Origin of the sequence: Sporocytophaga myxococcoides DSM 11118 (assembly GCF_000426725.1) — a bacterium.
In the GTDB taxonomy this organism is placed as follows: domain Bacteria; phylum Bacteroidota; class Bacteroidia; order Cytophagales; family Cytophagaceae; genus Sporocytophaga; species Sporocytophaga myxococcoides.
Genome location: NZ_AUFX01000005.1, coordinates 163,551 through 184,243 on the forward strand (window position 1 = coordinate 163,551; position 20,693 = coordinate 184,243).

General features: G+C 36.5%; 16 protein-coding genes. 14 read left to right on the forward strand and 2 right to left on the reverse strand.

The annotated features are described in order from the left end of the window. Positions 1–93: 93 nt before the first annotated feature. From K350_RS30890 to K350_RS0106750, 13 genes are all read left to right on the forward strand, one after another. Entirely contained in the window at positions 94–2,298 is a 2,205-nt protein-coding gene (locus K350_RS30890) for a right-handed parallel beta-helix repeat-containing protein (protein ID WP_081670921.1), read from the forward strand. 110 nt (positions 2,299–2,408) lie between these two features. Further along, positions 2,409–3,719 carry a right-handed parallel beta-helix repeat-containing protein gene (locus K350_RS0106695; protein WP_028979241.1) on the forward strand — a complete coding sequence of 437 codons (1,311 nt, stop codon included), beginning with the start codon at positions 2,409–2,411 and terminating at the stop codon, positions 3,717–3,719. A gap of 92 nt (positions 3,720–3,811) precedes the next feature. Further along, a complete protein-coding gene (locus K350_RS0106700; protein ID WP_028979242.1) occupies positions 3,812–5,416 on the forward strand; it encodes a right-handed parallel beta-helix repeat-containing protein in 1,605 nt (534 codons plus the stop codon). Between the two features lie 25 nt (positions 5,417–5,441). Beyond that, positions 5,442–6,098, forward strand: a complete 657-nt coding sequence (locus K350_RS0106705; protein ID WP_028979243.1) for an acyltransferase — start codon at positions 5,442–5,444, stop codon at positions 6,096–6,098. A gap of 16 nt (positions 6,099–6,114) precedes the next feature. Next, positions 6,115–7,308, forward strand: a complete 1,194-nt coding sequence (locus K350_RS0106710; RefSeq protein WP_037574444.1) for a glycosyltransferase family 2 protein — start codon at positions 6,115–6,117, stop codon at positions 7,306–7,308. Between the two features lie 322 nt (positions 7,309–7,630). After that, a complete protein-coding gene (locus K350_RS0106715) occupies positions 7,631–8,968 on the forward strand; it encodes a DUF5723 family protein (RefSeq protein WP_028979245.1) in 1,338 nt (445 codons plus the stop codon). Positions 8,969–9,246: 278 nt separating this feature from the next. After that, a complete protein-coding gene (gene lysS, locus K350_RS0106720) occupies positions 9,247–10,977 on the forward strand; it encodes a lysine--tRNA ligase (RefSeq protein WP_028979246.1) in 1,731 nt (576 codons plus the stop codon). Between the two features lie 107 nt (positions 10,978–11,084). Continuing rightward, positions 11,085–11,987, forward strand: a complete 903-nt coding sequence (locus K350_RS0106725; protein ID WP_028979247.1) for a class I SAM-dependent methyltransferase — start codon at positions 11,085–11,087, stop codon at positions 11,985–11,987. Positions 11,988–12,328: 341 nt separating this feature from the next. After that, positions 12,329–13,789 (forward strand): trypsin-like peptidase domain-containing protein, encoded by a 1,461-nt coding sequence (locus K350_RS27770; protein WP_051312932.1) that lies wholly within the window; start codon positions 12,329–12,331, stop codon positions 13,787–13,789. A gap of 216 nt (positions 13,790–14,005) precedes the next feature. Beyond that, positions 14,006–14,596 (forward strand): TetR/AcrR family transcriptional regulator, encoded by a 591-nt coding sequence (locus K350_RS0106735; protein ID WP_028979248.1) that lies wholly within the window; start codon positions 14,006–14,008, stop codon positions 14,594–14,596. 51 nt (positions 14,597–14,647) lie between these two features. Next, positions 14,648–14,875: a hypothetical protein gene (locus tag K350_RS0106740; protein WP_028979249.1), complete on the forward strand. Its 228-nt coding sequence runs from the start codon at positions 14,648–14,650 to the stop codon at positions 14,873–14,875. A gap of 10 nt (positions 14,876–14,885) precedes the next feature. Next, complete coding sequence (locus K350_RS0106745) at positions 14,886–16,163, forward strand: MFS transporter (RefSeq protein ID WP_051312934.1); 1,278 nt, start codon at positions 14,886–14,888, stop codon at positions 16,161–16,163. A gap of 141 nt (positions 16,164–16,304) precedes the next feature. Further along, complete coding sequence (locus tag K350_RS0106750) at positions 16,305–17,075, forward strand: dienelactone hydrolase family protein (protein ID WP_028979251.1); 771 nt, start codon at positions 16,305–16,307, stop codon at positions 17,073–17,075. 51 nt (positions 17,076–17,126) lie between these two features. Here the strand turns inward: K350_RS0106750 and K350_RS32290 are convergent, their stop codons facing one another. Together K350_RS32290 and dtd are read right to left on the reverse strand one after the other, a co-directional pair. Further along, positions 17,127–17,453, reverse strand: a complete 327-nt coding sequence (locus tag K350_RS32290; protein WP_028979252.1) for a nucleotide pyrophosphohydrolase — start codon at positions 17,451–17,453, stop codon at positions 17,127–17,129. Continuing rightward, positions 17,454–17,906 carry a D-aminoacyl-tRNA deacylase gene (gene dtd / locus K350_RS32295; protein WP_028979253.1) on the reverse strand — a complete coding sequence of 151 codons (453 nt, stop codon included), beginning with the start codon at positions 17,904–17,906 and terminating at the stop codon, positions 17,454–17,456. Between the two features lie 55 nt (positions 17,907–17,961). Here dtd and K350_RS0106765 point away from each other — a divergent pair, with 55 nt between their 5' ends. Beyond that, positions 17,962–20,661 (forward strand): PQQ-binding-like beta-propeller repeat protein, encoded by a 2,700-nt coding sequence (locus K350_RS0106765; RefSeq protein WP_156026960.1) that lies wholly within the window; start codon positions 17,962–17,964, stop codon positions 20,659–20,661. The last annotated feature ends 32 nt before the right edge of the window (positions 20,662–20,693 follow it).

Here is a 20,693-nt window from a genome sequence, read left to right on the forward strand (position 1 = left end):
TGCTGGAAAAGCACCTTATTAAACAATCGATTGGCCTTTGATTCCGGTAAAATTCAAACAAATCTTTTGTACTCTTAACAAAACACATTAAAAATGAAAAGATCGAGTATTTTGATGGCCTTATGTGTCATGGGTATTTCTATTACCTCCTGTAAAAAAGAACATGATGTCACCAAAAATAATGCAGCTGAAAGTAGTTTAGCAGCTGTTCAAGGTTATTCATGCGTCTATACAATTAAAACAAGTCAATCAGTAGTTGACGGAAGTACGCTTAATCTTCCTGCGGGAAGCGTTGTATGTATCGAAGCTGGTACCAGAGGCCCGCTTTGGTTGAAGAATTTTCAAGGCCAGGCTGGCAAACCAATTACCTTTGTAAACTCAAACGGTAAAGTGACTATCAGTGCATCCAGCAGCAATGGTTATGGTTTGAAATTTTCAAATTGTAAATATGTAAAAGTAGCCGGAAACGGATCTGATGATCAGTATGGTATCCATGTAAAAGGTTCACACATAGGTGTTACTTTTGAAAGCCTGTCTACCAACTGGGAGATCTCTAATGTAGAAATCAGCAACATTGGCTTTGCAGGTTTAATGGGGAAAACAGACCCTACTTGTGATCCTGCAACTTGGAATGGAAACTTTGTCATGAGAGATTGTTCTATTCATGACAACTATGTTCACGATGTTACTGGTGAAGGTTTCTATGTTGGTAACTCATTCTATGCTTCAGGAAGATCTCTATCATGTGGAACTATTACACCTCACACTGTAGAAGGGCTTCGTCTGTACAAAAACAAGGTTGTTAACTCTGGCTGTGAAGGTATTCAGGTTGGTTGTGCAACAAAAGGATGTGAGATTTTCGATAATACTATTGAGAACTTTGGTAAAGATCCATTTGCTGCTAATCAGAATAACGGTCTACAGTTAGGTGAAGGTACTGGAGGAAAATGTTACAATAACATTATCAAAAATGGTCCAGGTAACGGTATTATCTGTCTTGGATACGGTGATAATGTTGTGTACAACAACGTAGTACTTAATGCAGGTGCATATGGTGTATATTGCGATACTAGATACACTCCTGGGCAAGCATTCAGCTTCATCAACAACACAATTGTCAATAGTGGATCAGATGGTTTCATGATTGCTGCCGGAAAGATATCGATGAATAATGTTATCAATAACATCATCGTAAATCCTAAAACAGGTAAGTATATCAATACCAGAAACAGTGCTAAAGTAACTGACAAAAATAACTATACGACAATGAATATTGCTGATGTTAAGTTTGTGAATGCTACTGGTGGTGACTATCGTCTTGCTGCAGGTTCTCCTTCAATTGATAAAGGTGCTGATGTTTCTTCATTCGGTGTAACTTATGACTTATCTAACACAGCAAGACCTACTGGTGGTACATATGATATCGGAGCTTATGAAGGTACATCTTCTGGAACTTCAGTTCCAAATCCAGGTACTGGAACAGGCGGTGGTACAACTCCAACTGATCCAGGAACAGGTGGCGGTACAACAAATCCTCCAACTACTCCAACTCCTGGTGTTTCAAAAGTAACAAGCATCACTCTTGTTAATGCCGATACTGATAAAGATATCATGACTTTAGCGAATGGTTCAGTTATTGATTATTCTAAAATCGGTACTAAAAACATCAATGTAAGAGCGAATGTTGCTTCAGGATTTGCAGGAAGTGTTCAGTTTAAATTAGATGGTGCTGTTGCTGCTACAGAAAGCGCTGTTCCTTTAACTTTATTCGGGGATGCAGGTACTGACTATAAACCAGGTACATTTGCAGCAGGAAGCCATAAATTGTCTGCGACTGATTATTCTAGCGCAAGCGCTCAGGGAACTGTTGGTGGAACTATTGAGGTATCTTTCACTGTAACTAACGGAGAGGTAGTAACAACTCCTCCAACAACTCCAACTCCTTCAACTGGTAATTCTATTGTTAGTTTCACATTGATCAATTCTGAAACCAATAAAGAAATTGCAACTATTACCAATGGAGCAACTATCAGCCTTTCAGCTCTTAATACAAGCAAGATCAATATTAAGGCTAATACAGGAAGCGATGTGAAAAGTGTTGCTTTCAAAATGGATGGTAAATCAGGCAGAATCGAAAGCGAAGCTCCTTATGCTATAGGAGGAGATTCTAACGGAGATTATGCTGCTTATTACCTTGCCCTTGGAAACCACACTGTATCAGCAACTCCTTATACCCTAGCTGGGACTAAAGGTATTGCAGGAGCTGTATTGTCAGTGAATTTCAATCTTGTGAAATAATCAAGCTTAAAAAAAGTTAAACTTAAATACCCGGCCTTGCCGGGTATTTTTTTTATTAATATTTTTAAACAAATGTTTTCTTATTTCTTTTTTTATCTAAATACTTTATAATGATAATCAGATTGATTCTTCTCCTAACCTTTCTATTCCTTTTCGGGCAATTCAATTTTGAACAACCTTCATGTCACTGTGATTTTACCCTGGCACCGGAAACAGAACAGATTAACGGATTTAAAACTCATGTAAAGCCAGGTGATATTATTTGTATTATGGCAGGTAAAAGAAAGAATCTTCAACTTATTAATATACAAGGAGATTCTCTCAATTTTGTAAAGGTCATTAATTGTGGAGGAAGGGTTGAAGTTGCTAATATGGAGTTAGGTTATGGAATAAAATTGGACAACTGTCATTATATACAACTTACAGGTACTGGGGATGATAAGATTAAATATGGTTTTTTAATTGATTCCACCAAAAAAGGAGCAATGGGAGTGATGGTGGGTAAAGGAAGTTCAGATTTTGAAATAGACCATTTGGAGATAAAGCATAGTGGTTTCGCTGGTATCATGGCAAAAACTGACCCGGAATGTGATGGCAGTTATACCAGAGGTACCTTCATACAGAAAAATGTATCTATTCATCATAATTATATTCATCATGTGAATGGTGAAGGACTTTATGTGGGAAACTCTTTTTATACTGGTTGGAATGGAAATAAAAAATGCCCTGATACCCTTCTATTTCCTCATGAGTTAAAGAATATAAAAATTTATGACAATAAAATAGAGAATACTAAATGGGATGGTATACAACTTGGATGTGCAGTAAGCAAATCGGAAATTTATAATAACAGTATTGATAGTTTTGGTCTTGCTAATATTGGATCTCAGAGAAATGGTATTCAAGTAGGACTTGGCACAACTGGCCTTGTATATAACAACCGTATAATAAATGGAAAAGGCAATGGTATTATAGTTCTTGGGCTAGGAGATAATATTATTTACAATAATCTTATTTCTGACTGCAGTGAATTCGGCATTTTCTGCGACAATAGAGAAGTAAGAGATTCCTCAAAAATTATTTTAATCAATAATTCTATTTTAAATCCTAAAATGCAAGGGATTAAGATGTCAAATGAATTAACCGATAATTACATCCTAAATAATTTGATAATAAGAACTGGAGAATATGGTGATAAGAAAGATTATTTCATATCCTTTGGTGATAAGGCTGTAGCCAAGACTGAAGGAAACTTTACTTCAAATAAAAAATCATTGATTAAACCTTTGCGTGAAAATAATTTTGTTTCTGATGTTGTTCAAAAGGGAAAACATCAGGATGTTTTTTCTGTTGACAAAGACATAAATGGAAAAGCCAGAAGGAAATCCGGATCCCCTGATCCAGGTTGTATTGAATTCTGATTTTTTTTATTCCAGGATTATTCATATCCTCTGTGTATAAAGGCTTACGGAGATTTTAAAAACAAATAAAGTGAAGTTGAGATTTTTTAAATATGGAAAAGCTCAACCGCACTTTATTATATTTATTGAATGCAGTATTTTTTTCATTTATCTGTTCTGGCTTTTGTTATGGAGCATCAGGATGTGACTGCGACTTTACCATTGAAGAAAATATTCAATATGTAGATGGTAATGCTTTAAAGATTACGCCCGGATCTATAGTTTGCATCAAATCGTCTGTAAAAAAATATTTAGGTTTTGCCAATATACATGGGACTGCAGAAAATCCGGTTACAATTATTAACTGTGGCGGAAAGGTAACAGTCAAGAATAATGATTGGTATTATGGAATCAGAGTAAACAGCTGCTCCCATTTCAGACTTACTGGTACAGGTGATTCTAAATCAACATATGGTTTTGCAGTATTGCAAACAGGAGAACAGATACCTGGAATTTCTATAGGAATGCTATCAACCGATATGGAGATCGATCATGTCGAAATTGCAAATACTGGCTTTGCCGGAATACTTGCAAAGACAGATCCTGATTGTAGTGGTATTCCTAATAGAGGTAATTTTATTCAGACAAATACCTTTATTCACGATAATTATATTCATAATACTAAAGGTGAAGGTGTTTATCTCGGTTTTCCTCATTACCGCGGAGTCGTAAAGGATTGTAACGGAGCATCTATAAGGGTTTTGCCTCATGATCTGGCAGGAGTAAGGGTTTATGATAATATCATCGAAAACACTGGCAGAGAAGGTATACAAGTCGGATGTGCAACAAGCGATGTTAAAATTTATTCTAATAAGATTGAAAATTACGGCACTATCAACGAGAAATTTCAATCTGCAGGAGTACATCTCAGTACAGGTACCACAGGTGAGTTATATAATAATATGATATCTGATGGCAGTGGGCCAGGTTTATGGCTTAATGGTGCCGGAGATAATTTTGTATATAATAATATCTTTACTGGAATAGCTAAGAACGGAGAGATGGCAATGCTGCTGGAAGATAGTATGGTGACTCAAGGTAAAGGATATCATATAATTAATAATACAATTCTTTCAGAAGCTTCCTCAGGTGTCGTCTTGAATAATAACTTCAATAGTGTAGGAAATGAATTTATCAATAACATTCTCGTGACTTCAAGAGGGGATAGTTATTTCAATGTTGCTAATCCTGATTCATGGAGAGAGATTGCAAATATTAAATCAGAGAATACAGATGAACTTTATCTTGATGGTTTTAAACTGTCTGATAAATCGCCTATGGTAGATCTGGGAATAGAAGTTCCTGGATTGCCTGTACCTGATGATTACGAAGGGACTAAGAGACCGAGGGGGAACGGCATAGATATAGGAGCAATAGAATCGCCTTTTGCCAAAGAGCTCGATGATTTCTCAATTTACCCTTCTCCCTTTGCAGGAGAGGCTAAAATTGTCTTCTTTCTCAAGGAAGACAGCGAAGTTAGCCTTGGGCTTTATGATGCAAGGGGAGTCCTGGTCAAAGAAATTATACCTGCCAGAAAGATGTATTCAATGTTTTATAACTATTCGGTAAGTGATACTGATCTTAGTTCAGGCGTTTATTTCTGTCGTTTGCAGCGAGGTAAAAAATTTAAAGCAAAGAAAGTTGTAGTGCAGAAGTAAGTATATAATTTGATTGATAATTAATATGAAAACAATTGACTCTTTTATAAAAAGAATAAAATCAGATCCGGTACTAAAAAAGATTATTCACAGATTACTTATCCCTAAAAATCAGGCAAGGCCGAGGGTATGGGTGAAATGGCTGATTAATCCTTTGTTGCATAAAAAGGGATCCGGAAGTGTTATTCGTCCTGTTACAAGGATGGATGTAGTTCCTTTCAACCCTTTTGTTCTTGGAAAGAATTCAACGATAGAAGACTTTTCTACTGTCAATAATGGAATGGGGCCTGTAGTGATCGGTGATCATGTAAGGGTAGGTATGTCAAATGTTATAATTGGGCCAGTAAGTATTGGGAATTATGTTATCCTTGCTCAGAATATTGTCGTCTCTGGTTTAAATCATGGATACGAAGATATATCTATGCCGATTTGTCTTCAGAAGTGTTCCGTTGCAGATATTATAATAGAAGATGAAGTATGGATAGGTGCAAATTCTGTCATTACAGCCGGCATTAAAATTGGCAAACACTCAGTTGTAGCTGGTGGCAGTGTGGTTACCAAAGACGTACCTCCATATTCTATCGTTGCAGGCAATCCTGCTAAAATTATTAAGCAATATGACTTTGGTACAGGAAAATGGGAAAGGGTTAAAGAACTCGCGAAGCAAAACGGAGTTAATTAATTAAATAGTTCGATATATGGATGGGATTACTCTTTATTCAAAAATAATTTTCTGGATTGGCCTGATTGCAGTATTCTATACCTATGTTGGTTATGGCATTGTTATGTTTTTCTTAGTGAAGATTAAGCGGTTATTTAAAGGTAGAACAAACACCACTGATACTAATTATCAGCCAGAGGTGAGTTTTGTAGTTCCTTGTTATAACGAGGCTGAAGTAATAGAATCCAAAATTAAAAATTCTCTTGAGCTTGATTATCCTAAAGATAAACTGAAAATAATCTTTATAACTGACGGATCTAATGATGGAACTCCGGAAATAGTAAAGCAATATGAAAATGTTCTTCTTCTGCATGAAGATCAGAGAGGTGGCAAGTCTGCTGCCGAGAATAGGGCTATGAAGCATGTTACCTCTCCAATAGTAATATTTTCTGATGCAAACACTATTCTACCTGCTCAGACGGTTAAAGAAATAGTTAAACATTACGCTGATCCACTTACAGGTGCAGTGAGTGGAGAAAAAAGAATAATGTCAAAAGAAACGGAGACCGCCTCCAGCGCAGGAGAAGGCGTTTACTGGAAATATGAATCTTTTCTTAAACGAATGGATTCGGAAATGTTAACTATAGTAGGAGCGGCTGGAGAATTGTTTTCTTTCAGAAAGGAGTTATTTACTGAACTGGAAACAGATACGATTCTGGATGATTTTATGCTATCCATGAGAATAGCTGAAAAGGGCTATAGAGTTGTATATGAACCAAAAGCCTATGCTTTGGAAACAGCATCAGCATCAGTAAGGGAAGAACTAAAGAGAAAAGTAAGGATCTGTGCAGGTGGGTGGCAGTCTATGAGCAGACTTTTGTCAGCAATGAATCCTTTTAAAAATTTCTGGCTTGCATTTCTATTCATTTCTCATAGAGTATTGAGATGGAGCATTACACCTTTATTATTGCTACTGATGCTGCCGGCAAATGGTTTATTGTTCTTCGAGCATTACGTGTATCAGATTATATTTACTGCACAAGTATTCTTTTATATTGCTGCAATGATAGGCTGGTACCTGGCGAATCGGGAGTTAAGAGTAAAACTTTTGTTTATACCGTATTATTTCTTTATCATGAATTATGCGGTATTTGCTGGATTTATAAGATTTGTGAAAGGGAAGCAATCAGCTGCATGGGAAAGATCTAAGAGAGGTGCTGTGATTTCCTGATTTTATATAAATATTAAAACTCCAATGGCAGCCTTTAATCGCAGTAAAGGCTGCTTTTTTTTTTTGAATAGACTTCAATTATTAATAAGAGCAAGAAAGAGATCGAGGGGAGCTATGCACGAAAGTTGTATCACCTCAGAAGTTTTCGGTTGGTTTCCTCTGCATTAAGAATTCATCTAAGTTGACGATCTTTCCCATTATGCAAGGGATGAGATGTTTAATATCATTTTTATAAACACCTAGCATCATTACAGGTTTTTAACCAGGTAGTTTCTGATTTTAATTTTTCATCATAATGATTTATTCTTCTCGCATATAGGATATGAGATTTAAAGTCTGCTGTTTGCTTCTTGCTCTTCCTTTGGCATCTCTTGCACAGACGATCGTTCCTGCTATTGCATCTTATAAATTTGCAGGTTTAACTTCTTATTATCAGCCTGCATTTATAAATGAAAACGGTGACCAATTTGAAATTTATTTTCCATTAAATGGATATGCAGGAATAGGCAATAATTTCATTAAGCACAACAAATTGGTTTCAGCTCTTACTGGCAATAAAAATATGCAGACTCAAATTCTCGATCATCCAGAGAATTTCAGGTATTCAAACAGAATACATTTGAATGCAATAGCTTTTGCTTTTTTAGGATATTATATTCCTGATAGATTGCGTGGGAACTGGGCTTTTAATGCTGGAATTGCAGATAGGGCTAAGGCTGATATTGTGTTTCCTGGTGACCTCATGAAGCTTGTCCTAAAAGGAGATCAAAGCTATGCCGGTCAGAACTTGAAGCTAAATAATATTAAACTCAATGGAATTTATTATAGAGAATTATTTATAGGGACAGCAGGGAAAATTTTCAAAAGAAAAAAATTTTCAGTTTCTGCGGGAGGAAGGGTAAAGCTCCTCTGGGGTATAGCATCTGTATATACCAAAAATGCTTCAGTAGATTTTTATATGGATAAAAGTGGAAAGAATATTGATGTCAATTCTGATTTTGATCTACATACTTCCAATATTTTAAACAGTTCTTTAAATCCATGGAATATTGCCGGCACTGGTATGGCAATGGATGCGGGAGTTTCTTTTAACTTGAAAAATTATTCTGCTTCGGTCTCTGTTGTGGATTTTGGCAGTATCAGATTTAATAAATCTGTTGAGAATCTTCAACACAGTTCATCCGTTCATTTTGGGGGATTCAATCCTGATGAGGGATTCAAGGGGATTAAAGACGACACCGTATTTAATGATTTAACAGTAAATAGAACTCAAAAAAGTTATCTCCAATCTTTGAATAAAAGGTTGAATGTCCTGTTTTCCTGGCAAAGCGACATTGATGATAAAATATTATTTAACCGAGCACTTGTGCATTATAGCAAACACAGGGCATATTTTTCTTTTTCAGGTACATTGGAAGAATTCAAAGTAAATGAGTTTTCCAATCAAATATCTGTCGGATATACATATAACTGGAAAGACTTTTTCGAAATAGGTCCTGGATTCTTTGCAGGAGGAAATGCCAGGCTTGGATTAGGATGTATGACTTCTCTGAAGTATAAATATTTTACTATAGGAGCAGCGACCTCCAACTTATTTCCATTCGTATTTCAAAGTGGAAAAGGTTCAGATTTTTCGATCAGTTCTCTGTTTTCCTTTTGAGTATATTAAATTTTATAAGAGGAAAGGTCTTATTATTAATAGGAGAATGTTAAGTGTTTGTTGTTCAGATTTTTGGAGTGATTTTTTGTATGGGTAATAGCAAATTAAGCTAAATCAAAGCCAGATGGAAGTATTCATTTCATGTAAAAATAATCTTCCATACGCGAACTAATACATAAAAAACACCTTTTTAATATTATTCTGTAAGATTTCAATCTAAAACCTGTCAGGAAATTGACGGAATCTTTATAGATTTGTCCTCTCATTGGAAAAATATTATGCAATTAAGTGAACAGGAACTAATTAGAAGAGAAGAAAGGGAAACTTTGATGAAAATGGGTATAAACCCTTATCCATCAGAAACTTTTCATGTAAACGTATCGGCAAAAGACATCCATCAGCATTACGAACAGCGAAAGACGGATTATAAGAATGTTTCCATTGCAGGAAGGATCATGAGCAGAAGGATCATGGGAAACGCGTCTTTTGTAGAGCTTCAGGATAGTTCCGGCAGAATTCAATTATACGTCAGAAGAGATGATCTTTGTCCAGAAGAGGATAAAACATATTATAACACTTTCTTCAGAAAGCTTCTTGGAATTGGAGACTTTATAGGAGTGACAGGATATGTATTCACCACTCAGACCGGCGAGATTTCTATTCACGTTACAAGCCTTACATTACTTACGAAAGCCTTGAAACCGTTGCCAATCGTTAAGGAAGCAGAAGATGAAGAAGGTAACAAGAAAATATTCGATGCATTCTCAGATCCTGAGCAGAGATACCGCCAAAGATATGTTGATCTTATCGTAAATCCGGATGTAAAAGATACTTTCATTAAGAGAACTGCTCTGGTGAACACTATGAGAGACTATCTTAACAACAAAGGTTATCTTGAAGTGGAAACTCCGATTCTGCAGCCTCTTTACGGAGGTGCTGCTGCAAGACCGTTTAAAACTCATCACAATACCTTAGACATGACGCTTTACCTCAGGATTGCAAATGAGCTATACCTGAAGAGGCTTATAGTTGGCGGTTTCGATGGCGTTTATGAGTTTTCAAAAGACTTCAGAAACGAAGGGATGTCTCGTTTCCACAATCCGGAGTTTACCCAGATAGAATTGTATGTCGCTTACAAAGACTACAACTGGATGGCAGACCTTGTAGAGGAGATGGTTGAGAAAATTGCTTTGAAGCTTCATGGAACTACAGAGGTAAAGGTTGGAAATAATGTGATCAGCTTCCAGAGACCATGGAAGAGATATACAATGTTCGAAGCAATCAAGCATTTCACTGGCATCACCATTGATGATATGAATGAGACAGAACTTAGAAATGTAGCTAAAAGTCTTGATATAAACGTGGATGATACAATGGGTAAAGGAAAGTTGATAGATGAGATATTCGGAGCTAAATGCGAACCGAATCTTATTCAACCGACATTTATCATGGATTATCCTGTTGAAATGTCGCCACTTGCAAAGAGGCACAGAACAAAAGAAGGCCTGGTAGAACGTTTTGAAGCGATTTGTAATGGAAAAGAAATATGCAACTCATTCTCTGAATTAAATGACCCTGTGGATCAAAGAGCAAGATTTGAAGAGCAATTGGAGTTAGGGAAAAGAGGAGACACGGAGGCAATGGTTCTTGATGAAGATTTCTTAAGATCTCTTGAATATGGTATGCCACCGACTGCTGGTCTTGGTATTGGTATAGATCGTCTTGCAATGATCATGACCAACTCAAATTCTATTCAGGATGTTATCTTCTTTCCTCAGATGAAGCCTGAGAAGCAGATACAACAGACACCAGATGCTGAGTATCTTGCAAGAGGAATTCAGAAAGAATGGATCCCTTTGATGCAGAAAGCCGGAATTAATAACATTGAACAATTGAAATCCGCAAATGCTAACAAGTTATTCAACGATCTTTGCGGGATGAGAAAAAAGATGAAGCTTGAAATTAAAGCTCCAACAATCGATGAGGTGAAATCCTGGATTGAAGCTTAATTTCAAAATAGTAGTTATAAAAAGTGTAAGTATCGAAAGGTGCTTACACTTTATGTTTTTAATAGAATAGAGATTTTCATATAATTCCTTTAACCTCCTTTAACATAATGAAATTACTTACTCCCGAAAACTGGAAAAGCTATGAACTGATAGACTCGGGAAATTATAAAAAGCTGGAGAAGTTCGGTGAATTCATTCTTTCCAGACCAGAACCTCAGGCTGTCTGGGATCCGTCGATGAGAGAAGATGAATGGAGCAGAATGAACAACGCCGCTTTCGTTAAGAAAAAAGAAGAAGGCAATAAAAACTTTGACAGCGAAAGAGGGGAGTGGGTGCTGAAGAAAGGAATGAAAGAGCAATGGCTGATGCCATATTCTTACAAGGGAATGGAGCTTAAGTTCAGGCTTGGCCTTTCAAGCTTTAAGCACGTGGGAATTTTTCCTGAGCAGGCCTCCAATTGGGATTATATTTATGATACTGTAAAGGCCATGCCAGGAAAGCCGAAAGTGTTAAACCTTTTCGCTTATACCGGTGGGGCTTCTATTGCAGCCAAAGCAGCTGGTGCAGATGTAACACACGTAGATTCGGTAAAGCAGGTAATTACATGGTCAAGAGAAAATATGGAGGCATCTCAGCTGACCGATATTCGTTGGGTTGTTGAAGATGCTATGAAGTTTGTGCAAAGGGAAGTGAAGAGAGGTAACAAGTATCAGGGCATTATTCTTGATCCACCAGCCTATGGGAGAGGTCCTACTGGAGAGAAGTGGATCATCGAGGAGCACTTGAATCAAATGCTGAAGTACTGTGCAGAGCTACTGGATAATGAAAATTATTTCTTTATCATTAACCTGTATTCAATAGGATTTTCTGCACTTATCTTGGAAACATTTACCAGACAGCTTTTTGGAGATAGAAAGAATTTTGAGATAGGCGAGTTATTCCTTCAGGATAGATTTAAAAAGAAATTGCCCTTAGGTGTATTCTCAAGATTCAGTTCTGCGAAAGGTTAATATCTGGTTTTGAATTTTAAGAGATTGAAAACAGGAATAAATTCCTGTTTTTTTTATTTAAACCTGTTTTAATCTTAAGAAAACTTTCAATAATGCTTAGCCTTCTCTGTGGCCCCCTTTGTCTTCTCTGTAATTCAAAATCATTTCCATATGAGTGAATATAGAGTTTACCAACATTATATCTTTTAGCAATACATCTATAAATCTGTTTTTTGAGCTCGTTTTTCCCTATAAATCGCGCTAAAAAATCTTCAAATAACTATTGCTCATCATGCCCAGTTGAATAAATAAACAAGCAAATGACAACCAGTAAAACTGTCTTTGCCAAAAGATAGACGCGTATGAGAAGTTGGACAAAATTAATGATGGCTCTGGTTCTATCCTTCACAGGAGTGAATCATTTTAGTTATGCAGGTTTGCAGGCGCCTGCTCCCAAAGACACAAATATTGTAGTTCCGGAGCGGATGAATTTTACCTATGCTGCAGAAAGATCAAGGCCTGCAGTGGTTTTTATTCAGACATATTCAAGTTCTCCTCAAGGTTCTGCTTCTTTGGAAAATCCGCTTCAGGATTTATTGGAAGAACTGTATGGTGGTCAGGCTGAGCCCCCACAAGGAGATCAAAGTAAGGAAAAAGAACAGAAACCGGAAGAGTATCCAGTTGCATCTGCATCAGGTGTAATTATTTCCGGAGAAGGATATATAGTGAGTAACAACCACGTTATTGAAGGCGCTGATAGAATTGAAATCGTGCTGAATGATAAAAGAAGTTATACAGCAAAGATTGTGGGCATAGATCCGGAAACAGATCTAAGTCTTTTGAAGATTGAAGGGGGAGAATTAACTCCTATCATTTATGGCAATTCTGATATCATAAAAATTGGTGAATGGGTGCTGGCTGTTGGAAATCCGTTTAACCTGACATCGACAGTTACAGCGGGAATAGTTAGCGCCAAAGGACGAAATGTAGGTGTGCTTGCAGAACAAAGCAATATGGCCATTGAATCATTTATTCAGACAGATGCTGTGGTTAACGTTGGTAATAGCGGTGGAGCACTGGTTAATACGAAAGGGGAGTTGATCGGAATTAATACGGCTATTGCCAGCCCAACCGGATCTTATGCAGGCTATTCATTTGCTGTGCCTTCTAATATTGTATTTAAGGTAGTTGAAGACCTTAAAAAGTATGGCCAGGTTCAAAGAGCTATACTGGGAGTCACGATTCAGGATCTGGATGCAGCCCTTGTAAAAGCTAAGAAAATTCCGGATTTCCATGGTGTCTATGTCGACTCTGTAGTCAAGGGTAGTTCAGCAGCCGATGCAGGGCTTCAAAAAGGTGACATTATTAAAAAGATTGAAGGTCATATTGTAGATTCTCCTTCTGAGCTTCAGGAAATAGTCGCAATTCACAGACCGGGGGATAAGATTAAATTATCTTACTCTCGTGGAGGTAAAGTTAATGAAACTGAAGTACTCCTGAAAAACAGTACTGGCAATACCAAGCTGAGCAAGAAAGATCCGAATGAAATGGCTAGCCTTGTCGGAGCACAGTTAAGAGATCTTTCAAAAGAAGAAGCAAAGAAATTTAAGGTGAAAGGTGGTGTGAAAATAGAGAAAGTTATGCCTGGAAAATTTAAAAACGCCGGCATGAAAGATGGGTTCATCATCACACATATTGATAAAATACCAGTGAAATCTATGGAGGATGCAACTAAGATTATCAATAAGAATAAACAGAATGAGGTGTTGGTACAGGGGGTTTATCCCAATGGAGAAAAAGCCTTTTATGCTATAGCTTTTTAAGTTTTTAAATAGAGGTTGTTGGAGGAGGAAATAAGCAGATAGGAGCTAATGCTCTCTTCTGCTTATTTTATTTTAAAAATAGGATATACGATTTTGAGGTTATAAATTGTAATTAAAGTATTGAAATTTAATAATATGTGTCTTTTTTGAAATAAAGTTTATATAATTTTTTGTTAAGTGAATGAACATTCATTTATATTTGCATGTAATTAAGTAATGAGAGCAAGGGACGAAAATAAAGAAATAGCAATCAGGCAAAAGGCTGTTGAGATGATTGTGAAAGAGGGGCTCGATGGGCTGAGCATGCAAAAGTTAGCCAGGGCCGCCGGCGTTTCTCCTGCTACAATTTATATTTATTATAAAGATCGGGAGGACCTTATTATACAGCTTGCATTGTATGCCAGTGAAAAGCTAACCTGTACAAGCCTTGAAAATTTCGACCCGGAAATGAGTTTTGAAGAGGGAATGAAATTGCAGTGGAGAAACAGAGCCAGGTTTTTTACTGAAAATCCTACGGAAATGCTTTTTGTAGAACAAATCAAACATTCACAGCATTATGAAAGATTTGTAGAAGCAAATAAGGAACATTTCAGGGATGTTATGAAAAAATTTACCACCAATGCCATCAAAAACAAAGAATTAATTGAGCTCCCTTTTGAAGCTTACTGGTCTGTGGCATTTGGCCCTTTGTATCAATTAATCAAATTTCACTCTCAAGGTCATAGTTATGCAAACAAAAAATTTCACCTGACTGATGAATTGATGATGCAAACACTCCAGTTGGTTTTAAAAGCTTTAAAGCCATAATATTCTTTTTGTTACTTGACTAAATGAATGTTCATTTTAAAAAAGATCGCCATGGAAACAACTCATACAGTGCTGGTCTTCCGGACTAATATCAGACTTAAGAAGGATCTGGAACTGATTAAACCTCTTTTTAGGAAAATAAAGGAGATTTCTTCGTGGAGTGTAGACCTGGAAGATAATGATAAAGTGCTGAGACTTGAAACTTCTGCAATTCAAATAGAAACAATAATAAAAACAATCAACGAAGCGGGCTTCTTTTGCGAGGAGCTAATGGATTAAAATTAAAAAAATGACAACTACAATACAAAAAGAAAAACTCTTCACCGGATATCAGGTCTTCATGATCGCAATGCTTGCGATTCTGCAGTTTACCGTTATTCTTGATTTTATGGTTTTATCTCCTCTGGGAGCTATACTTCTAAAAGAGCTGAATATGAAAACGTCACAGTTCGGGCTTGTTGTTTCAGGTTACGCACTGAGTGCAGGAGCTGCAGGTATAGCTGCTGCAGGTTTTGCCGATAAGTATGACAGAAAAAAAATGCTCATGTTATTTTATGTGGGCTTTATTTTAGGAACAATATTCTGCGCTCTGGCAACAGATTTTCAGTCCTTGCTTATTGCCAGAATTGTTACCGGGCTATTTGGTGGAGTCATTGGATCAATAGGGTTTGCCATTATCACAGATCTTTTCAAAATGGAAGTAAGAGGACGTGTAATGGGATTTGTTCAAATGGCCTTTTCTGTAAGCCAGATATTAGGAATACCTGTAGGAATTTATCTTGCTAATCAATTTGGTTGGCATGCTCCTTTCTGGATGATTGCTGGTTTCGGAGCAATTATCGGAGTTGTTTTATTTCTGTATATGAAACCGGTAACGGACCATCTCAAGGTTAAATCAGAAAGAAATGCATTTCAACATCTTCAAAAAACCATTTCAAATAAGTCTTATGTAAAAGCTTTTGCTGCTACTACATTGCTGGCTACCGGAGGCTTTATGATCATGCCATTTGCCAGTGCATTTACAACAAACAACCTTGGAATTTCAATTAAAAGTCTTCCGATTTTGTATGGTGTTACAGGTGTCTTTTCAATGGTTGCAGGCCCGCTTATAGGTAAATACAGCGATAAAATCGGAAAGTATAATATCTTCTTTATCGGCACTATATTAAGTATGATTACAATGATGATATACTGCCATCTTGGAGTTACACCTCTATGGTTGTTGATAGTAATAAATATTTTCATGTTTGCAGGCATCACAGCTCGCATCATATCTTCTTCAGCATTAATGACAGGCATTCCGTCCGCTCAGGACAGAGGCGCATTTATGAGCGTTAATTCAGCTGTTCAGCAAACATCAGGAGGTATCGGATCTGCTATTGCAGGTTTGATAGTCGTTCAAACCTCCGATGGTTATATACATAATTATGATATCCTTGGTTATGTTGTATTGGTCGCTATGATTGCAGCTTTAGTGATGACTTATTATGTAAACAAACAGGTTGAAGAGAAAAATAAGAATGCTTTAAAAACCTCCGAAAATCAACAAAAGATAGCTGTAGGCTAAAGGCTGAAATGAACATCAGAAAGCCGGTCTATTCAGATCGGCTTTTTTATTTTGGGAGAGAAAAAAAACAGTATCAATTTTTTCTTATTCGTTGCTTTAATGGTTTACAGAAAATACTTTTAATAAAACATAATTATTAATATGAGATTGTTAAAAATAATCATTGCATTTGTTATGCTCACAAACATTGCCTTTGCTCAGGGCAAAGATGTTACATATTCCGATGGCTCTGCTTCATTAAAGGGATTCTTTGTGAAGGCTCAAGGAGCAAAGGGGAAAGCTCCAGGCGTAATTGTAATCCATGCATGGATGGGCCTTGATGAACATGCAAAAAATTCAGCTGATCAATTAAGCAAACTAGGTTACAATGCATTTGCCGCTGATATCTATGGTGAAAACTCCAGACCAAAAGATAAACAGGAGGCCGCAAAAACTTCATCCTACTATAAAAGTAATCCTTCAATCTACCAGTCTAGAATTAAAGCAGCTATAGAGGAACTTATAAAACTGGGTGCTGATCCAGATAAGATTGTTGTAATGGGATATTGCTTTGGTGGCACAGGAGCTTTGGAGGCAGCAAGAGGACAGCTTCCTGTGGCAGGAATAGTTTCGTTTCATGGTGGTCTTGGTAAAGATACTACACGTGTAAATGTCTTAATTAAACCTAAAGTATTAGTGTTGCATGGGGCAGATGATCCTTATGTTTCAGATGCTGATATTAAAGGATTTCAAAAAGAAATGCGTGATGGTAAGGCAGACTGGCAGATGGTTTACTATGGCAACGCTGTTCATGCTTTCACCGAGGAACGTGCAGGCAATGACAATTCCAAAGGTGCAGCCTATAATGAGAAAGCTGCTAAACGTTCGTGGGAAGCTTTAGTGGTCTTTTTAAAAGAGGTTTTTAAAGCTTGAGAAGAAACTGACTTTATTAATGCCATCGCCTCAAGCGATGGCATCAATTTTTTAAAACAACTTCTCATTATTCTTATGCCTGTCTTTATCTCTGATACTCTTCTTTTCCATACTTTTGGTGAGAGCTTCAGTTAGATCTACACCTGTCTGATTGGCAAGGCATATTAATACAAATAAAACATCCGCAAATTCATCCCCAAGGTCCTTGCCGTCTTCCCCTTTTTTAAATGATTGTTCTCCATATTTTCTTGCCATGATTCTGGCTACTTCTCCGACCTCTTCCATTAAAATAGCAGTATTGGTCAATTCGTTGAAATAGCGGACTCCGGTAGTTTTAATCCACTGATCAACAGATTCCTGCGCTTCTTTTATAGTCATTTAATTTTTATTTTTTGTGTCAATAATGATAGTTACAGGCCCATCATTTAAGAGTTGGACCTGCATGTCCGCGCCAAATTCACCAGTATATACCGTTTTACCAAGTTCAATTTCACTTAATTGTACAAATTGTTCATACATGGGAATCCCTTTTTCCGGTCTTGCCGCTTCAATGAAGGAAGGTCTGTTACCCTTTTTAGTACTTGCATGCAAAGTAAACTGACTCACAACCAAGAGGTCTCCATTAATGTCTTTCAGAGATAAATTCATTTTGCCATCAGCATCAGAAAAAATTCTCAGGTTAATTATTTTTTTAGTGAGCCAGTCTGAATCTTCCTGTGTATCTTCATGTGCAATACCTAAAAGAACCAGCAGTCCTTCAGAGATACTGGATTTTAGCGTTTTGTCAATCGTTACAGAAGCATGTTTAACTCTTTGAATAACAGCAATCATTAATAAATTTTTCTAATTGAAATAAAAGTATAAATTTTGTAAAAAAATAATGCAAATGCTTTCCAAAAGCAAATCAGAAGTAATCAATAAAATTAAAGAATTTTTAAGCGGAAAAAGGAAAGCTTTAATTGCTGCCGGAATCACTGTTATAGCGGTATTCCTTATTTTCATTGCTTTCAGATTTAATAAAAGTGAAAAGGATGCAGTATATGAACTGTTGTCTCCTTCAGCTGTAGTATTAATGGAATCTGAAGACCTTACAGATATTATGAAAGAATGTCGGTCTTCTGCTTCCATGTTTTCCTCTGTTCCTTTTTTTGAATTTCTATACAGTCATTTAAATGAAGATCCGCTTCTGGATAGCCTTATTAAGTTTTCAGATAAACAAAAGGTATACATTTCTTTGAATGCTGCTGGTAAAAGTGATGTAGACCTTATTTTTTATCTGAAGAAAGATGAAGAAAAAGCTCATTCTGATTTTGGAAAGCTTGTAAAGCAAGACGCTTCACTAACACTGGACCATCGTCTCTTCAACGATATCATGATATATGATTTAGGCAGAAGAGGGGACAGGAAAAAGTTTTCCTTCATATTTTATCAGGGTTATTTTATCGGAAGTTTTTCAGGCTTTTTACTTGAAGATGTTATCAGAAATCTTAGTCAGGATAAAGATCTTGCCTGGACTAAGGCAAATAATCTTGCAGAAGATAAAACTTCAACAAAAATCCTTATAAATCATAAGAACTTACCCAGATATTTATCTCTCTACTGTACAGCCAGATATACTGCAGGCCTCAAAGGACTTGCAAATTTTGCATCCTCTTCAGGTGTAACATGGGAAAAGACTGATGCAGGATTAACATTGAATGGAAAAACAGTAGCAAATGAAAATCAATATCTAAATACGTTTAAAAATCAAACTCCTGTAAAGTTTTCAATGGGTGCTGTAATTCCTGAAAATGCATCAGCCGTTTTCAGGCTTGGCATATCAGATTGCCCCACCTGGTTTGCTGAGTATGATAAAATAAATGAAGAAATTCCTTTAAAAGGAGGAGCATATAAACAATTGACAAAAGCTATCGAACTTATTAAAGATGAAGTAGCCTGGGTAATCACTGAGCCTGAAATTTCCGATAGAGTTTTTCAATATTCAATTATAAAAACTTCAGATGCTAATGCATTTATGAAGGCTTTAAGAACCTTGGCAGACTCATCTACTTCGGTAACTACTCCTAATCCTAACAGAAAGATTTATGCCGTACATAAAAAGAACCTTCTTACTCATTTGTTCGGTCCTGTATTTTCTGATTTTAAAGAATACTTCATTACAAGTCACGGCAACTTTGTTGTAATTGGAAACCAGTTGGCTGCATTGGAAACTTACCTTCAGCAAGTGCAAAACGGATACGTTCTCAAAAAGACAGCTGGAATAAAGTTTTTTGCAGAACCTTCCAATATCTCACTTTATGTAAATCCGGATCGCTCTGAATTCCTTGCTGGTAAGTGCATTCGTGATCCGGAGATAAAGAAAAATTGGATAAGGTCTTCAGGTTCTTTTTCCTATACAGGTGTAAGCTTTTCTGCAGACTATGATAAGAAGTTTTTATTAAGGTATATTATTCAAAAGGGTAAAGGAAGCACGACTGGAGTACCTAAATCTTTGGCTGTCAATAAAACTTTAGAGTTCAATGCTGGCCTTATATCGGAAGCCTTTCCCTTAAGAGCAATATCAGGACTGGATGAACATTTTCTTGTTCAGGATTCATTGTTTAAAACCCACTTGTTCTCAAGATTTGGTACGTTATTGTGGAGTGCTAAAGTTGAAGGAAAACTAAGTTCAGATCCTGTGTGGGGAAATATTGACAAAGCAGGCAAGGATGAAATAGTTTTTGCAGTCAGAAATAAAATATATGCTATCAATAGTGCTAATGGTCAGTTAATAAAAGGTTATCCATTAACTATTCCTGGTAAAGTTTATATCACTTCTCTTGCTTTGATTGATTATGATGGAAGCAAAAATTACAGATTTTTTGCAGGCGATGATTCAGGTAATATATATGCCTTGGATACTCAAGGAAAGTTACTTGATGGTTGGAAGCCGAAAAAGATTGATTACAGCTTGATAGGCAAGCCTGCCCATGTTCGTATAGATGATAAAGATTATATTGTAGCCTTGTCAAGAAAAGGGAAATTACATGTATTCAACAGAAAGGGTCAGCCAATTAAAGGTTTTCCTGTAAAGCTGGAGCATGCAACAACAAGTACTTTTTTTATAGAAAAGAGTTCTTCAAACATCAACAGTTACATTTCAATTTTATCAGAAAAAGGAGAATTGGTTAAAGTCGATTTTTCAGGTAAAATAGCAAAGAGGGCACAGCTTTTCCGCTTAAGCCCTGAGAGTAAATTCTCCCTATATCCTGATAACAGAATGAAGTCGTATACAATTGTCCGAAAAGATAAAGACCGTCTGGATTTTCTTGATATGTCCCTAAGTCCTTTGTTTACTCAGACTAATTTTCCCCTGGAAAAGTATGATATCAAGTATATACATTCTATTGCAGCTAACATTTCTTACTGGTTGGTAAATGACCTTACTAATCACAGAAGTATAGTGTTTGCTCCAAATGGAAAGTTTTTAGGAGAAGGATGGATTAAAAGCCATGAAAAGCCAACAGCGGTTTATCTGGAAAAATATAATGAGGGAAGTTTGGTTAAAGTGAATAAAAAAAGTATTGAGATCGCCCGAATAAAATAACCTTTCGGGATTATTTCTGTAAATTTAAAATA

Coding starts and splice junctions, on each gene's coding strand:
- K350_RS30890 (WP_081670921.1), top strand. CDS start 94: ATGAAAAGATCGAGTATTTTGATGGCCTTATGTGTCATGGGTATTTCT.
- K350_RS0106695 (WP_028979241.1), top strand. CDS start 2,409: ATGATAATCAGATTGATTCTTCTCCTAACCTTTCTATTCCTTTTCGGG.
- K350_RS0106700 (WP_028979242.1), top strand. CDS start 3,812: ATGGAAAAGCTCAACCGCACTTTATTATATTTATTGAATGCAGTATTT.
- K350_RS0106705 (WP_028979243.1), top strand. CDS start 5,442: ATGAAAACAATTGACTCTTTTATAAAAAGAATAAAATCAGATCCGGTA.
- K350_RS0106710 (WP_037574444.1), top strand. CDS start 6,115: ATGGATGGGATTACTCTTTATTCAAAAATAATTTTCTGGATTGGCCTG.
- K350_RS0106715 (WP_028979245.1), top strand. CDS start 7,631: ATGAGATTTAAAGTCTGCTGTTTGCTTCTTGCTCTTCCTTTGGCATCT.
- lysS (WP_028979246.1), top strand. CDS start 9,247: ATGCAATTAAGTGAACAGGAACTAATTAGAAGAGAAGAAAGGGAAACT.
- K350_RS0106725 (WP_028979247.1), top strand. CDS start 11,085: ATGAAATTACTTACTCCCGAAAACTGGAAAAGCTATGAACTGATAGAC.
- K350_RS27770 (WP_051312932.1), top strand. CDS start 12,329: ATGAGAAGTTGGACAAAATTAATGATGGCTCTGGTTCTATCCTTCACA.
- K350_RS0106735 (WP_028979248.1), top strand. CDS start 14,006: ATGAGAGCAAGGGACGAAAATAAAGAAATAGCAATCAGGCAAAAGGCT.
- K350_RS0106740 (WP_028979249.1), top strand. CDS start 14,648: ATGGAAACAACTCATACAGTGCTGGTCTTCCGGACTAATATCAGACTT.
- K350_RS0106745 (WP_051312934.1), top strand. CDS start 14,886: ATGACAACTACAATACAAAAAGAAAAACTCTTCACCGGATATCAGGTC.
- K350_RS0106750 (WP_028979251.1), top strand. CDS start 16,305: ATGAGATTGTTAAAAATAATCATTGCATTTGTTATGCTCACAAACATT.
- K350_RS32290 (WP_028979252.1), bottom strand. CDS start 17,453: ATGACTATAAAAGAAGCGCAGGAATCTGTTGATCAGTGGATTAAAACT.
- dtd (WP_028979253.1), bottom strand. CDS start 17,906: ATGATTGCTGTTATTCAAAGAGTTAAACATGCTTCTGTAACGATTGAC.
- K350_RS0106765 (WP_156026960.1), top strand. CDS start 17,962: ATGCTTTCCAAAAGCAAATCAGAAGTAATCAATAAAATTAAAGAATTT.